A 14888-nucleotide genomic window follows, 5' to 3' on the forward strand; every position below is an offset into this window, starting at 1 on the left:
ACCCTGTGGGAGCGGGCTCGCCCGCGATGGCGTCGGCAAATTCAACCTGGATGTCGGCTGCTAAATCGCCATCGCGGGCAAGCCCGCTCCCACAAAAGGCTCACCAGGCGCAATTGAATTAACTCAAGCGGAGGCCCCCATGGCCAACCTGAAAATCAAAAATCTGCAAAAAGGCTTCGAAGGTTTTTCCATCATCAAAGGCATCGACCTCGAAGTGAATGACAAGGAATTCGTGGTGTTCGTCGGCCCGTCAGGCTGCGGCAAATCCACCCTGTTGCGGCTGATCGCCGGCCTGGAAGAAGTCAGTGGCGGCACCATCGAACTGGATGGCCGCGACATCACCGAAGTCAGCCCGGCCAAGCGCGACCTGGCGATGGTGTTCCAGACCTACGCCCTGTACCCGCACATGAGCGTGCGCAAAAACATGTCGTTCGCGCTGGACCTGGCCGGTGTAGCAAAAGCCGAAGTCGAGAAAAAAGTCGGCGAAGCGGCGCGCATCCTTGAACTCGGGCCGATGCTGGAGCGCAAGCCGAAGCAACTGTCCGGTGGTCAGCGTCAACGCGTGGCCATCGGCCGGGCCATCGTGCGCAACCCGAAAATCTTCCTGTTCGACGAACCGCTGTCCAACCTCGACGCCGCCCTGCGGGTGCAGATGCGCCTGGAACTGTTGCGCCTGCACAAAGAACTGCAAGCCACGATGATCTACGTGACCCACGACCAGGTCGAAGCCATGACCATGGCCGACAAAGTCGTCGTCCTCAATGGCGGCAAGATCGAGCAAGTCGGTTCGCCACTGGACCTGTATCACCAGCCGGCCAATCTGTTTGTCGCAGGCTTCCTCGGCACGCCGAAAATGGGCTTCCTCAAGGGCAAAGTCACCCGCGTTAACGGCCAAAGCTGTGAAGTACTGCTGGACGCCGGAACCCGCATCACCCTGCCGCTCAGCGGTGCCAACCTGAGTGTCGGCGGCGCCGTGACCTTAGGGATTCGTCCGGAGCATCTGCAACTGGCGCAACCCGGTGACTGCACGCTGCAAGTCACGGCCGACGTCAGCGAACGCTTGGGCAGCGACACCTTTTGCCACGTCCTGACGTCTTCCGGCGAAGCGCTGACCATGCGCGTTCGCGGCGATCTGGCCAGCCGTTATGGCGAGACCCTGAGCCTGCATCTGGACGCTGAACACTGCCATTTATTCGATGCCGACGGCGTGGCGCTGACCCGCCCACTGCGCGCCGCAGCCTGATCCGAGAGCATGCGATGAAACTGAATAAACAGAACCTCAACCGCCTCGCCCGCGAGGTGGCCCTGCCCGCTTACAGCCTGAACGACACCCGCCAAGGCATCGCGCACATTGGCGTCGGCGGTTTCCACCGCGCGCATCAGGCGTATTACACCGACGCCTTGATGAATACCGGCGAAGCACTGGACTGGGCGATTTGCGGGGTAGGCCTGCGCGCCGAGGACCGCCGCGCCCGGGACGATCTCAAAGAGCAGGACTATCTGTTTACCCTGTTCGAACTCGGCGACGCCGACGACGCCGAAGTGCGGGTTATCGGCGCCATCCGCGACATGCTGCTGGCCGAAGACAGCGCCGAGGCGTTGATCGACAAACTCGCCGATCCAGACATCCGTATCGTCTCGCTGACCATCACCGAAGGCGGCTATTGCATCGATGACAGCAACGGCGAGTTCATGGCGCACCTGCCGCAGATCCAGCATGATCTGGCTCACCCGAACGCACCGAAAACCGTGTTCGGTTTCCTCTGCGCCGCACTGGCCAAACGGCGTGCAGCCGGTACGCCCGCGTTCACACTGATGTCTTGCGATAACCTGCCGCACAACGGTGCCGTGACCCGTAAAGCACTGCTGGCTTTCGCCGCCCTGCGCGATGCCGATCTGCGCGACTGGATCGAGCGCCATGTCAGCTTCCCTAACGCGATGGTCGACCGCATCACGCCGATGACCAGTACCGAGCATCGTCTGCAACTGGCCGACAAACATGCGGTCGATGACGCTTGGCCGGTGGTCTGCGAACCGTTTGTGCAATGGGTGCTGGAAGACAAGTTCGTCAACGGTCGCCCGGCCTGGGAGAAGGTCGGCGTACAGTTCACCGACGACGTCACGCCTTACGAAGAGATGAAGATCAAACTGCTCAATGGCAGCCATCTGGCTTTGACCTATCTGGGCTTTTTGAAGGGTTACCGCTTCGTTCACGAAACCATGAACGACCCGCTGTTCGTGCGCTACATGCGCGCCTATATGGACCTGGACGTGACGCCGCAACTGGCGCCGGTGCCGGGGATCGACCTGACCGAGTACAAAAACACCCTGGTGGCGCGCTTCTCCAACCAGGCGATTGCCGATCAGCTGGAGCGGGTGTGTTCGGATGGCTCGTCGAAGTTTCCGAAGTTCACCGTGCCGACGATCAATCGCTTGATTGCCGACGGACAGGAGACCAAGCGTGCGGCGCTGGTGGTCGCGGCGTGGGCGCTGTACCTCAAAGGCGTGGATGAGCATGGCCAGACCTATGCAATTGCGGATCCGCGGGCGGCGTTCTGTCAGGCGCTGGTGGCCGATGATGTGTTGATCACTCAGCGGTTGCTGGAAGTTGAGGAGATTTTCGGGACCGCGATTCCGCGGTCTCCGGAGTTCGTCGCTGCGTTCGAGTGGTGCTGTAACAGCTTGCGGGAGGTTGGGGTGACCCGAACTTTGGAGCGGATTCTGGCGTAAGCCCCTGCGGTGGAATTGCTGTCGTCATCGCGGGCAAGCCCGCTCCCACAGGGGGCGAGGTTGGTCACAGATCTGTGTTCCACCACGGACCACTGTGGGAGCGGGCTTGCCCGCGATGGCTGACTGACAAACAACGTAAATGTTGAATGTGCACTGATATCGACCTGACGATCCAAGGATCTTCCATGGCAAACCAACAATTATTCCTCGGCATCGACTGCGGCACCCAAGGCACCAAAGCCGTTGTCCTCGACGCGCACAGCGGCCAGGTACTCGGTCAAGGCGCCGCTGCCCACAGCCTCATCTGCGGCGCCAATGGTCGTCGCGAGCAAGACACCGCCCAATGGCTGGAAGCCTTTACCCTGGCCACCCGCCGCGCGCTGCTCGCAGCGAATGTAGATGGTCAAGACATCCTCGGCATCGGCGTTTCCGGCCAGCAGCATGGCCTGGTGCTGCTCGACGATCGGGGCCAAGTGCTGCGCCCGGCCAAGCTCTGGTGCGACACCGAGTCCACACCGGAGAACGATCGCTTGCTCGCCCATCTGGGCGGCGAAAAAGGCTCACTGGAACGCCTCGGCGTAGTCATCGCGCCGGGCTACACCGTGTCCAAACTGCTCTGGACCAAAGAACAGCACCCGGAGGTATTTGCCCGAATCGCCCGCATCCTGCTGCCCCATGACTACCTCAACTACTGGCTCACCGGCCGCAGTTGCAGCGAGTATGGCGATGCCTCGGGCACCGGTTATTTCAACGTGCGCACCCGCCAGTGGGACTTGCAACTGCTGCGCGACATCGACCCCACCGGGCGCCTGCAAGCCGCGCTCCCGGAGTTGGTCGATGCGCACCAACCGGTCGGCACGATCCTCCCGAGTATGGCCGAGCACCTCGGCATCAACCCCAAGGCGCTGGTCTCCAGCGGCGGCGGCGACAACATGATGGGCGCAATCGGCACCGGCAATATAAAGCCCGGCGCGATCACCATGAGCCTCGGCTCGTCGGGAACGGTTTACGCTTATGCCGAGCAAGCGAACGTCAGCCCGGATGCTTCGGTCGCGACGTTCTGCTCCTCCAGCGGCGGCTGGCTGCCATTGATCTGCACGATGAACCTGACCAATGCCACCGGCGTGATTCGCGAGTTGTTCGAACTGGATATCGAGGCGTTCAACGCCTTGGTCGCGCAAGCGCCGATCGGTGCCGACGGCGTGTGCATGCTGCCGTTCCTCAATGGCGAACGCGTGCCCGCCCTGCCCCATGCCAGCGGCAGCCTGCTGGGGCTGACCATGACCAACCTGACCCGGGCCAACCTGTGCCGCGCCGTGGTGGAAGGCACCACATTCGGTTTGCGTTACGGGCTGGACCTGCTGCGCCAGAATGGCTTACAAAGCCGCAGCATCTGCCTGATCGGCGGCGGCTCGAAGAGCCCGGTGTGGCGACAGATCGTCGCTGACATCATGAATACGCCAGTGATTTGTACCGAGCAAAGTGAAGCCGCGGCCCTCGGCGCAGCGATTCAGGCGGCGTGGTGCAAATCCTGGGCAAACGGTCACGAAGACAGCCTGGCGGACTTGTGCGAGCGTTGCGTAAAGCTCGATCTGGCCAGTGGAACCTTACCGATTGCAGCAAATGTGGTGGCCTGTCAGCAGGCCTATGAACGCTATCAACAGCATGTCGCAACCCTTTAAAGAGTGAACAATTATGTATTTGGTATGTGGCGAAGCGCTGTTCGATTTCTTCAGCGAAGACGATGCCAACGGCTTGGCGTCCAAAGTGAATTTCAAGGCGATTGCCGGTGGCTCGCCGTTCAACGTGGCGGTGGGTTTGCGCCGTTTGGGTGTGGACGCCGCGCTGTTTGGCGGGCTGTCGACCGATTACCTCGGCCGACGTTTGCAGCAGGTGCTGCAGGACGAAGGTGTACGCCCGGACTACCTCGTGGACTTTGCCGCGCCGACTACGTTGGCGATGGTCGCCGTCGGTGCCAATGGCTCGCCCCATTACAGCTTTCGTGGCGAAGGCTGTGCTGATCGGCAGTTAAGCCTGGCGCATCTGCCAGAGCTGGGACCTGATGTACGCGGTTTGCACGTCGGTTCGTTCTCGGTGGTGGTGCAACCGATTGCCGATACGTTATTGGCATTGGTACAACGGGAAAGCGGCAAACGCCTGATCAGCCTCGACCCGAACGTGCGCCTGAATCCCGAGCCGAACATCGAGTTGTGGCGCTCGCGGATTGCCACGCTGGTAGAGCTGGCCGACATGATCAAGGTCAGCGACGAAGACTTGAGCCTGTTGTACCCCGAGCAAGATCCTCAGCGCGTTATCGATAGCTGGCTGGAGCATCGCTGTCACTTGGTGTTCCTGACCCGTGGCGGCGAAGGAGCAACGGTGTTCAGCCGCGCCCACGGTTCGTGGTCGGTGCCGGCCTGTTCGGTAAAAATTGCCGACACCGTGGGGGCTGGCGATACGTTTCAAGCGGCGCTGATTACCTGGTTGACCGAGCAGCAACTGGATTCGGTTGAAGGTTTGCAACAGCTGAGCTGCGAGCAAATTGACGCGATGCTCAGGTTTGCAGTGAGCGCTGCGGCGTTGACTTGCAGCAAGACCGGGCCGGATTTGCCTTATCGACGGCAGTTAGAAATGCGCTGAATGTCAGGGCCTCATCGCGAGCAGGCTCGCTCCCACAGTAGATCTTCAGTGGAGACAGGTTTGGGGGTCGGCAACGATCCAATGTGGGAGCGAGCCTGCTCGCGATGGCGGAGCAACTTACAATCAATCGCTCCCGGTACTGCCTTTAGAGCGCTGACAGAACTTTCATCACGACAGGCGGCATGCAACCCGGTTAACCATCGCTTAACTCCACGGTCCAAAACTTTACTGGACCGCACGCCCTCAGCTCCCTCTGACGCCCAGTGCGGCAGGTTCGACGTTCTTCAGCCGAACTGACTTCCTCTCTGCACTGGAGACCCATCATGAACATGCGAACACTGCTGATAACCACCGCCCTCGCCTGCACCGCGTTCGCAGGTCTTGCTCAGGCCAACGAGACGTCGTCCCAGGCCGTGCCCTATCACTACGGCATGCCGCTTCATGTGGGCAAAGTCGTTTCCTTGACTGAGCCGCAGACGCTGGAATGCCAAGTGGTGATGGCCGACATGAAGTACATCGACAAGTCGGGCAAGCCTGCGGAAATTACGTACCGAAAACTTTCTGACGCGTGCAGTTATCAGAACTGACAGAAGATTCTGATTCGCTGCTTGGCGGTAGGCCTGTGAGGATTCTGACGCTATGCTCTGGCGTCCCTCACTGTCGAAAGGATTCGCCATGCAGTTCTCGTTTCGCACGCTGTCGACGTTCACCGCCGCGCTTTGTTTTCTGCTGGCGCTGGTCTGGGGTTTGATGCCGCAATCGTTGCTGGCGATCTGGAGCATCGAGTATTCGTCCGCGGCGGGTTTTGTCGCCAGGCGCAGTGCGGTGCTGTTCGGCGCGTTGGGGGTGATGTTTTATCTCGTGCGGCATGCACCGCCCTCGGCGGCACGAAGCGCAATGTGCAACGGGTTTATGGTGGGGTGTTTCGGTTTGGCAGCGCTGGGCTTCGGCGAATGGCTCAATGGTCATGCCGGGCCGGGTATTTTGCTGGCGATTGTGGTGGAGTTAGCACTGGGCCTGGGGTTTATCCAGACCCGGCGTGTGTCGCTCGAACTCGGTGAAACGGCCGGTTAATGGGCTTTTGACGTCGGGTGCAACAGCTGGCTATGCCTGTTGTGCTCAAGGTCGGTGCGTAACTCGGCGATCAGATTGTTGATCTCCCGACATCCATTGAGGCGTTGAGCATCTATGCCGGTGACGCATAGGTCGAGATGATCTGTCTCGACGTCCGAATACACCTTGACGGTCATCGACAGGTCCGGCGACAGCGTGCATTGGCAGCGTTTCGGGAGAAAACTGCTTTCAACGATATTGCGTAGTTCCAAGGCAGAAAGAAACATGGCCACCCTCTCGGTTTGTGAGATTGCCAATCAAAAATCAATGTCGGTCGGAGCTCAAATCGCCCGTTGCTTTTTCTTCCGTGGAGGGCCTGATTGTTCCGGTGTCCGATCGCTTTCTTGTTTCAGCGTTGACTCAGCAGGAATCGTGGCCAGCTCAAGACAGCTACAGCATAAAACATGCCCAGAATTTCGCTCTGCACCTCGTCGGCAAATCAAGGATTCAGGAGAGTTGGCAACACATCGCGTCATGCAAAATGCAAGAAAGGCCTGTTTCGAGACCTGTATTTTGCAAACACCCCGATGGCGGATTTGCATTGGGTGAGGACGGCAGTGAGAATGCGGCCCATCCATTCAGTATCCGCTGACCCCGCATACACGCAAGGAGGCATCATGGGTGCTTTGCCGCTTAACACGACCGTCGGGCTGATAATTGCCGTTTTGTCGTCCGTAGCCCACGCCGCAACCCTCGAAGACGTCGCGCCGTATCCCAAGCCCGAGAGCGGTTTTACCCGCCAGGTCATTCACCTCGCCCCGCAACAACAGGAAGACGGTTATCAAGTCGAGATCCTGGCCGGCAAGACCCTGACCGTCGACTGCAACCGTCAGCGCCTGGGCGGCATGCTTGAGGAAAAAAATCTCGAGGGCTGGGGCTATGCGTTTTACCGGCTGGAAAAAGTCACCGGCCCAATGAGCACACTGATGGCCTGCCCGGATGGCAAGAGCAAAAAGGACTTCGTGCCGGTGGTCGGTGACGGTTTCAAGCTGCGTTACAACAGCAAGCTGCCGATCGTGCTCTACGTGCCCAAAGACGTCGAAGTGCGCTACCGGATCTGGTCGGCGTCGAGCCATGTCGAAAAAGCCGTTCAGGAATAACCGGTCCATCACGCCACAGGAGTGCCCATCTTGATTACCTGTCACGTCAAATATGTGATCGACCCCTATCAACTGACCGAATTCGAAGCCTACGCCAAAGCCTGGCTCGGCATCGTCGAACGTTTGGGCGGTACTCACCACGGGTACTTCCTGCCTTCCGAGGGCGCGAGCAATATCGCCTACTGCCTGTTCAGTTTTCCGTCACTGGCGGACTACGAAAGCTACCGACATATTGCGATGACCGACCCAGAAAGCACGGAACTGGTGGCTTCGTTAGTCGAGAAGAAGTTCATTGTGAGCTACGAGCGGACCTTTTTGCGTCCGCTGCTGGCCTGAGCCTGACGTCTGAGCCTCCTCACGCCGACACGCGGCTCAATGCGGCGCGCTCGGCCACATGCCGCAAACTGTCGAAATTGATGTTTGCTCCAGAATCAATGGCCACCAGGGTCTGCCCCCGTGCACCGGTTTGCGCCACGTACTGCTTGATCCCGGCCACGGCCAGGGCGCCGGAAGGTTCGGTGATCGAGCGGGTATCGTCGTAGATGTTCTTGATGGCGGCGCAGAGTTCGTCGTTGCTGACAGTCATTACCTCATCGACGCAAAACCGGCAGACCTCGAAACCATGGGCGCCGATCTCAGCGACGGCCACGCCATCGGCGAAGGTACCGACAGTTGGCAGCACAACCCGTTTGCCGGCCTGTAATGCAGCCTGCAAGCAGGCGGAATGTTCCGACTCGACGCCGATGATGCGGACTTCCGGGCGTAGGTATTTGACGTACGCGGCAATCCCGGCGATCAAGCCACCTCCGCCCACCGGAACGAAGATCGCGTCCAGCGGCCCTTGGTGTTGGCGCAGGATTTCCATGGCGACGGTGCCCTGTCCGGCGATCACGTCCGGATCGTCGAAAGGCGAGACAAAGGTGCGACCGGTTTGCCGTGCCAGGCTCAGCGCGTACTCCAGGGCAAACGGAAAACTCTCACCATGCAGCACCGCATCCGCTCCTCGGCTGCGAACCCCGTGCACCTTCAATTCCGGAGTCGTGCAGGGCATGACAATGGTTGCGGCGATCCCGAGTTCGCGGGCCGCCAACGCTACGCCTTGGGCATGATTGCCCGCCGAGGCCGTGATCACACCACGGGCTTTCTGTTCATCGCTCAGGTTCACCAGTTTGTTGTAGGCGCCGCGGATCTTGAAGGAAAAGGTCGGTTGCAAGTCTTCGCGCTTGAGCAGGATCTGATTGCCCAATGTCTCGGACAAGGCTGGTGCCGCTTGCAATGGCGTGCGCACGGCAAGTTCATAAACCGGCGCGGCGAGGATCTTTTTTACGTAGTGCTCAAGCAAGCTCTGCTGGGCGGGGGTGCTGCTCATGGTCGTCTCCTGACTTTGATCGGAGCCCAGGAGACAGAAAGTAAAAACCCGCCTCTAGGGCGGGTTGGGTGCTGCAGTCGTGAGCTAGCCCGCCAAATAAGGAATGGCGGTAATAATGCTTGGCTGGCAGCGCAATACGGTGGAAGTCATGGTTGGAAATTAGCCGGACGCTGATGGCAAGTCAATGGCCAATTTTCAAGGGCCGCTGTAGGCTGGCGATTCTGCTCATTGTCCCAAGGAAGGAAACCATGAAGTCTGTCGCCCTGCCCCTCATTGCCTTGATCGCTTTCGCCGGCTACACCGTTTCGGTGATGCTGCAGGCCGAGCAGTCGTTGCTCGACTTCGGCATCAGCCTGATGTCGCGGCCCGATACCGCGCAGGTGGTGATCGATTTGTACCTGTTGGCGACACTTGCCGGTATCTGGATGTACAAGGATGCGCGCAAGCGTGGGCAGTCGGGGTTGTCGGTGGTTCCCTATCTGTTGGTGACGGCGATTTTTGTGTCTGTCGGGCCGTTGTTGTATCTGGTGGTGCGAGGTCTTCAGGGGCGGAAAAACGCCGTCAGCGCAGCTCAAGAGGTCTGATCCGGAATTTGTGGGAATGCCGGCAAGTCAAGACGCAGAACCTGTGGGAGCGTGGCTTGCCCGCGAAGAACGATGACGCGTAGTACCGGAAAAATCGCGGTGCATTCTTCGCGGGCAAGCCACGCTCCCACAGGATTTTCGTTGCTCAAATTTCTTGATTCACCGTTGATGCGTATTACTTCAACCCAACCTTGTACAACACACCATCGCCCTCATCCGTCAGCAAATACAGATAACCATCCGGCCCCTGCCGTACATCGCGAATCCGTTTGTCGAGTTCACCGAGCAGCCGCTCTTCGTGAACGACTTTATCGCCTTCGAACTGCAGGCGGATCAGCTCCTGGCTCACCAGCGCCCCGATAAACACGTTGTGCTGCCAAGCCTTGAAGCGATCGCCATCGTAGAAGGCCATGCCGCTGAGACCGGGGGATTTTTCCCAGACATGGTGCGGGCCCACGGTGCCTTCAGCGGTTTCGCCCTTGGCTTCCGGAATTGGCAGGCCGGAATAGTTGATGCCATGGGTTGCCAGCGGCCAGCCGTAATTCTTGCCGCGTTCGATGATGTTGATCTCGTCGCCGCCCCGGGGGCCGTGTTCGTTTTCCCAGAGCGTGCCACTCCAGGGATTGAGTGCCGCCCCTTGCGGGTTTCGATTGCCGTAGGACCAGATTTCCGGGCGAACGCCTTTTTGCCCGACAAAAGGGTTGTCCTTTGGCACCTTGCCGTCTGGATAGATCCGCACGATCTTGCCTTGCAGCTTGTCGAGATCCTGCGCCGTGGGCCGGTCGTTATTCTCGCCCAGGGTGATGAACAGATAACCGTCGCGGTCGAACACCAGTCGCGAGCCGAAGTGATTGCCGACCGAGAGCTTGGGCTCCTGTCGGAAGATCACCCTGAAATCCCTGATGGCTGCCAGGTCCTCGGACAACCGTCCGCGACCGACCGCGGTGCCGGCCTTGCCGCCCTCACCGCCTCCTTCGGCATAAGACAGATAGACCATACGGTCTTGCTTGAAATCGGGCGACAACACCACATCGAGCAATCCGCCCTGCCCCTTGGCCCAGACCTGAGGCACGCCGCTGAGCGGGCCCGAGAGTTTGCCGTCGGCGCTGATCAGCCGAAGGTTGCCGGGCCGCTCGGTCACCAGCATCCCTTGGCGATCGGGCAGAAACGCCAGCGCCCAAGGGTGTTCCAGGCCTTTAACGATCGGCGTGAGCTCAAGGGTGCCCTGCTCGCTTTTAAAATCCTGTGTCGGCGCCGCGAAAACGGACGCCGTGACTGTAAATAATGCGCTGGCACAGAAAGTGGCCAAGAGGGTTTTACGCAACATGCACGATTCCTTTTGTCGTCAAAATAGCTGGCAACACCTCTGTCCTGCCGTTCAACGGTAGTTGCGGTCCGAGTCCCGGGGTGGTGGATTGGGAATGGCTGAATTAGGAATAAATGTCGGCTGGCTGGTGGGAGCCGGTCGATCTTGCGGATAGCGGTTGCCGATACCACCGTTATCCAGCGTTGGCGGTCGTGGCACAGGCACCGTGCCTGGCCCGCGAATCACCGGGATGCTTGGCTGGGTGCCTTGCATGCTGTTGGGATTGGCCCGGCGAATCGGGCTGTTATAGGGATTGTTGTTGGTACTACCCGGCAGGTTTTGCGCCAGCAGCAAGGGCGAGGACGGCGATGCGGCGCCTGCCAGCGCCAAAGGGCTTAGCACGCCACTCAATGCCAGCGCGATGACGCCGAGCACACATCGGTTCATGAGGACCTCTCTAAATGAGCGTGTCACGCTTCATGGATGAATAAAGCCACGCTACGCCCAGGGTTCGAATTTGTTAACCAAAACCTGCTCCACAAGATGTAACACGAGTTAACCGCACCGCCGATCCGCCCGCAGGACCGGGCCGCCGCCGACTGAAACTTTTGCCCTTGGCCACAGGTCACCAGAACATCAATCGACGAGATCACGACGATGGCACGGGCAATCTGGAAAGGCGCAATCAGTTTCGGTCTGGTGCACATCCCCGTGGCACTGGTTTCGGCGACGTCTTCGCGCGGGATCGATTTCAACTGGCTCGACAGCCGCAGCATGGATCCGGTCGGCTACAAGCGCATCAACAAGGTCACCGGCAAGGAAGTTACCCAAGAGCACATCGTCAAAGGGATCGAGTACGAAAAAGGACGTTACGTGGTGCTCAGTGAGGAGGAGATTCGCTCGGCGCATCCACTGTCGACCCAGACCATCGACATTTTTGCCTTTGTCGCCAGCGAGCAGATCCCCCTGCAAAACATCGACACGCCCTACTACCTGGCGCCGGACAAACGCGGCGGCAAGGTCTATGCGCTGTTGCGCGAAACCCTCAGCAAAACCGACAAGGTCGCCCTGGCCCGAGTGGTGTTGCATTCGCGCCAGCACTTGGCGGCCCTCATGCCGCTGGAATCAGCCATGATGCTGGTGATGCTGCGCTGGCCCGCGGAAGTGCGCAGCCTTGATCAATTGGAGTTAGGCAGTGAAGTAACCAAGCCTGATCTGGCCAAAGGTGAGCTGGATATGGCCAAACGGCTGGTGGAAGACATGAGTGCCGACTGGACGCCCGAGGAGTACCGCGACAGTTTCGAAGACAAGATCATGGCGCTGGTCGAGAAGAAGGCGAATGAAGGCAAGATCGAAGATGTCGAAACAGTGACGGGTGAAGAGGTGCGTAAAACCGCCGATGTTATCGATCTGACCGAACTGCTCAAACGCAGTCTTGGTGGCAAGGGGGGCGGTAAAGCGACAGCAAAAGCCAAAACGACTACAGACAAAAAAGCTACGAAGCATTCTCGTGGCTGACCGGTCACAGTAGCACTCATAAATTATGCGGTGAACATACCGGCCTCATCGCGGGCAAGCCCGCTCCCACAGGTTTCGGAGGCGTTCGCAGAATTTGTATTCGACGCGGATACTGTGGGAGCGGGCTTGCCCGCGATGGCGTCATGCGTCACAACGCAAAACTCAGATCAAAACAAAAACCGCCAGCAATCCACCAAAAATCGCCCACTTCTCCAGGTAGTAGCGAGTGCGGTTACGTTTCTTGAGCGCTTTGCCGCGCAGGCGAATCTTGTAGATTCTGGCGAACAGGCGGTTGATACCACCGACCTTGTCGCCGGCATCGTTCGGCGCACCCGCCGCCGCCATCACCGTGCGGCTGAACCAGCGGTTGAACGCCGTCGCCCAGCGATACTTCATCGGCCGCTCAACGTCACAGAACAGGATGATGCGATTCTGCGCAGTGGTGTTTTCGGCGTAGTGAATGAAGGTCTCATCGAACATCACCGCCTCGCCGTCGCGCCAATGGTAGCTCTCACCGTCGACGTTGATGTAGCAACCGGCGTCGTTCGGCGTCTCCAGCCCCAAATGATAACGGTATGAACCGGCATACGGATCGCGGTGACGGACCAGTTTCGAACCCGGCGGCAGTTCGGCGAACATCGCGGCCTTGATCGAGCCGATGCTTTGCACCAATTCAGTCGTGCGCGGGCAGAGTTTGGCGGCAGACGGGTGACTGTCGCCGTACCACTTAAGGTAGAAACGCTTCCAGCCACTTTTGAAAAACGAATTGAAACCAACGTCGTCGTATTGATTCGAACGCTTGATCTCCCCGGCCTTGAGCAGATTCTGGCCTTCGGCGCGAATCTCTTCCCAATGAGCCTGCAAAGGGCTCAAGTCAGGAAAGTCTGCCGGATTGAGATAAGGCTTACTGGGCGTTTTCGAGAACAGATAAAGGAAGCAATTGATCGGTGCCAGAAACGTCGAGTGGTCACTCAGTTGGCGGCCTAATTTGTGGCGCACCTTTCCGCGCAAGTGAACATACGCGATGGAGATGACATAAATAGCGGCAATGATAAGTTTCACGAAAATCGTCACACGTCAGAAATGAACAAATTGCGTCCCGATGGTGCGTTCTTGAGGCATACCGACGGTCGGCACAGGGTCGAAAAATGGCATTTTAGCCAAACTCTGTAACTAATAGTTAACCTTCAACTGTGAAAATGTGTCTACGTTATTTGAGTACGGTTCGCGAACCGCTCTCTCGATAGTAGCCTCATGCCATACCACCATTCGTCGCGTATGTAAATATAGCGCCCAATATATGACGGTAACTGGCTTAGGCTTTGCAGAGCTGAATGTAGCGGCCCCAGAACGACGTAATTCTGACGCGGCGGCAATTAAATTAACGCTTAAGGACTCCAGCGATACGCTTGGTCAGTCACCGGGAGATGTAACGTGTCAACTCTCAATGAAATCGCAGCGAACCACGCGAGAATGGCTAAGGCAAAAGAAGAAGAGTCGACCGGACTGTATGAGCAACACGTTCAAATAATGGGAAGTTTCGAAATCCCATCCCTTGATGAACAACCACACATGCCACTGCACCTCATCACTGGAGGGCAGGACAAGCACCTCGGACTAGCCACTGGCTACTTGTGAGTCTCGACCTGGTCAGGCACCGACTTGTCGCACGCTGTTCAACGTGCGGCAAAGCCAGGCTTTCAACTGCTGCCAGCAAGTCGTTTACAGCGGGCAGATAGCGACTACTTCATAGTCACTTTCCCTTGGTTGGGAGGAAGGAATACTAATTCATCAGTCGGCAGTAGTTTTGACGGCAACCCTCTTCCCCTCCAACAACGCCCGCATGCATTGATACCGTCAAGCTCGTTTATTCCCCTTTGCCCAGCCGACCACCATTAAACCCAGGCCGAGAATCCATAGACCAGGCGCAGTGATAGCGAGACCGCAGATAGCCATTGGCAGCCCAGTCAGAAAAATCGGGTTTCGAAACGCCTTATCCATAGCACTCTCTCCTTTAAGAATTTCTCTCATTAAACCACTAAGCCTGTTGCTGAGCGGCAAATAGTCATTGGCACCACTGCGACTCACAGGGAATTGCGTCGTTGTCGCCGTCCATTTTCATTCCTGGGCAATTTTGCAGAAAGTTCTTGGCCTCTGCGCATGAGGTCATCTGCGAACAATATTTGCGTCCATCACATTTGAATGGCGCTGAAACAGGCTTCGGCGCAGTCACGACTATAGAGACTTCTTTAGAGATTTCTTCGGGATTCGATAGTTGAGCCGCAGCCCAGGACTGTAGTTCAGGGGAAAGCTTCCAAGCCAACAGACCAACAATAAGCATCACCAAAATCAGTTTCATTTTGATCCCACCCATGATGCGAGACTGTTTGCGTTCTCACGCTGCCTGCTTTCCAGCGTAACCCATTAGTCCACTCATAGCCTGCCGGGGGAATGGCGGGCGAGGAGCGCGTCTTGGGTGAGTAACCAGAGAGAGTATCTGCGAGTCGCTATCGATCAGATGATCTGCG

At 58.3% G+C, this 14888-nt stretch carries 17 protein-coding genes; 11 read left to right on the plus strand and 6 right to left on the minus strand.

Features of this window, described 5'->3' with window-relative positions:
• Positions 1–139 precede the first annotated feature (139 nt).
• From AB3226_RS00965 to AB3226_RS00990, 6 genes are all read left to right on the plus strand, one after another.
• A complete protein-coding gene (locus AB3226_RS00965) occupies positions 140–1243 on the plus strand; it encodes an ABC transporter ATP-binding protein (RefSeq protein WP_367371625.1) in 1104 nt (367 codons plus the stop codon).
• Positions 1244–1257: 14 nt separating this feature from the next.
• Complete coding sequence (locus AB3226_RS00970) at positions 1258–2730, plus strand: mannitol dehydrogenase family protein (protein WP_367371626.1); 1473 nt, start codon at positions 1258–1260, stop codon at positions 2728–2730.
• Between the two features lie 185 nt (positions 2731–2915).
• On the plus strand, positions 2916–4412 hold the full coding sequence (gene xylB, locus AB3226_RS00975; protein ID WP_367371627.1) for a xylulokinase: 1497 nt from the start codon (positions 2916–2918) through the stop codon (positions 4410–4412).
• 13 nt (positions 4413–4425) lie between these two features.
• Complete coding sequence (locus tag AB3226_RS00980; protein WP_367371628.1) at positions 4426–5370, plus strand: carbohydrate kinase; 945 nt, start codon at positions 4426–4428, stop codon at positions 5368–5370.
• A gap of 323 nt (positions 5371–5693) precedes the next feature.
• Positions 5694–5957, plus strand: a complete 264-nt coding sequence (locus AB3226_RS00985; protein WP_367371629.1) for a DUF2790 domain-containing protein — start codon at positions 5694–5696, stop codon at positions 5955–5957.
• 88 nt (positions 5958–6045) lie between these two features.
• On the plus strand, positions 6046–6444 hold the full coding sequence (locus tag AB3226_RS00990) for a hypothetical protein (protein ID WP_367371630.1): 399 nt from the start codon (positions 6046–6048) through the stop codon (positions 6442–6444).
• Here AB3226_RS00990 and AB3226_RS00995 read toward each other — a convergent pair.
• The gene (locus AB3226_RS00995; RefSeq protein WP_048393539.1) at positions 6441–6710 is read right to left on the minus strand and encodes a DUF1652 domain-containing protein; all 270 of its coding nucleotides are present in this window, start codon (positions 6708–6710) and stop codon (positions 6441–6443) included. The genes AB3226_RS00990 and AB3226_RS00995 overlap by 4 nt on opposite strands.
• 390 nt (positions 6711–7100) lie before the next feature.
• Here AB3226_RS00995 and eco point away from each other — a divergent pair, with 390 nt between their 5' ends.
• Positions 7101–7583 (plus strand): serine protease inhibitor ecotin, encoded by a 483-nt coding sequence (gene eco / locus AB3226_RS01000; RefSeq protein ID WP_367371631.1) that lies wholly within the window; start codon positions 7101–7103, stop codon positions 7581–7583.
• A 30-nt stretch (positions 7584–7613) separates the two neighbouring features.
• Entirely contained in the window at positions 7614–7919 is a 306-nt protein-coding gene (locus AB3226_RS01005) for an NIPSNAP family protein (RefSeq protein ID WP_367371632.1), read from the plus strand.
• Positions 7920–7938: 19 nt separating this feature from the next.
• Here AB3226_RS01005 and ilvA read toward each other — a convergent pair whose 3' ends face one another.
• Positions 7939–8952: a threonine ammonia-lyase, biosynthetic gene (gene ilvA / locus AB3226_RS01010; protein ID WP_367371633.1), complete on the minus strand. Its 1014-nt coding sequence runs from the start codon at positions 8950–8952 to the stop codon at positions 7939–7941.
• 248 nt (positions 8953–9200) lie between these two features.
• Between ilvA and AB3226_RS01015 the strand changes: the two genes are divergently transcribed.
• Positions 9201–9536 (plus strand): DUF2834 domain-containing protein, encoded by a 336-nt coding sequence (locus tag AB3226_RS01015; protein ID WP_367371634.1) that lies wholly within the window; start codon positions 9201–9203, stop codon positions 9534–9536.
• A gap of 175 nt (positions 9537–9711) precedes the next feature.
• On the opposite strand, the gene AB3226_RS01020 is transcribed toward AB3226_RS01015, so the two are convergent.
• Positions 9712–10863 carry a PQQ-dependent sugar dehydrogenase gene (locus AB3226_RS01020; RefSeq protein ID WP_367371635.1) on the minus strand — a complete coding sequence of 384 codons (1152 nt, stop codon included), beginning with the start codon at positions 10861–10863 and terminating at the stop codon, positions 9712–9714.
• Positions 10864–10914: 51 nt separating this feature from the next.
• The gene (locus AB3226_RS01025; RefSeq protein WP_367371636.1) at positions 10915–11289 is read right to left on the minus strand and encodes a hypothetical protein; all 375 of its coding nucleotides are present in this window, start codon (positions 11287–11289) and stop codon (positions 10915–10917) included.
• Between the two features lie 210 nt (positions 11290–11499).
• Between AB3226_RS01025 and AB3226_RS01030 the strand changes: the two genes are divergently transcribed.
• Positions 11500–12360: a Ku protein gene (locus tag AB3226_RS01030; protein WP_367371637.1), complete on the plus strand. Its 861-nt coding sequence runs from the start codon at positions 11500–11502 to the stop codon at positions 12358–12360.
• 162 nt (positions 12361–12522) lie between these two features.
• Here AB3226_RS01030 and lpxO read toward each other — a convergent pair whose 3' ends face one another.
• Positions 12523–13422 carry a lipid A hydroxylase LpxO gene (gene lpxO, locus AB3226_RS01035; protein WP_367371638.1) on the minus strand — a complete coding sequence of 300 codons (900 nt, stop codon included), beginning with the start codon at positions 13420–13422 and terminating at the stop codon, positions 12523–12525.
• Between the two features lie 372 nt (positions 13423–13794).
• Here lpxO and AB3226_RS01040 point away from each other — a divergent pair, with 372 nt between their 5' ends.
• The gene (locus AB3226_RS01040) at positions 13795–13998 is read left to right on the plus strand and encodes a hypothetical protein (RefSeq protein WP_367371639.1); all 204 of its coding nucleotides are present in this window, start codon (positions 13795–13797) and stop codon (positions 13996–13998) included.
• Between the two features lie 427 nt (positions 13999–14425).
• Here AB3226_RS01040 and AB3226_RS01045 read toward each other — a convergent pair whose 3' ends face one another.
• A complete protein-coding gene (locus tag AB3226_RS01045; protein WP_367371640.1) occupies positions 14426–14719 on the minus strand; it encodes an excalibur calcium-binding domain-containing protein in 294 nt (97 codons plus the stop codon).
• Positions 14720–14888 lie beyond the last annotated feature (169 nt).

The organism is Pseudomonas lini (genome assembly GCF_964063345.1).
Classification (GTDB): domain Bacteria; phylum Pseudomonadota; class Gammaproteobacteria; order Pseudomonadales; family Pseudomonadaceae; genus Aquipseudomonas; species Aquipseudomonas lini_B.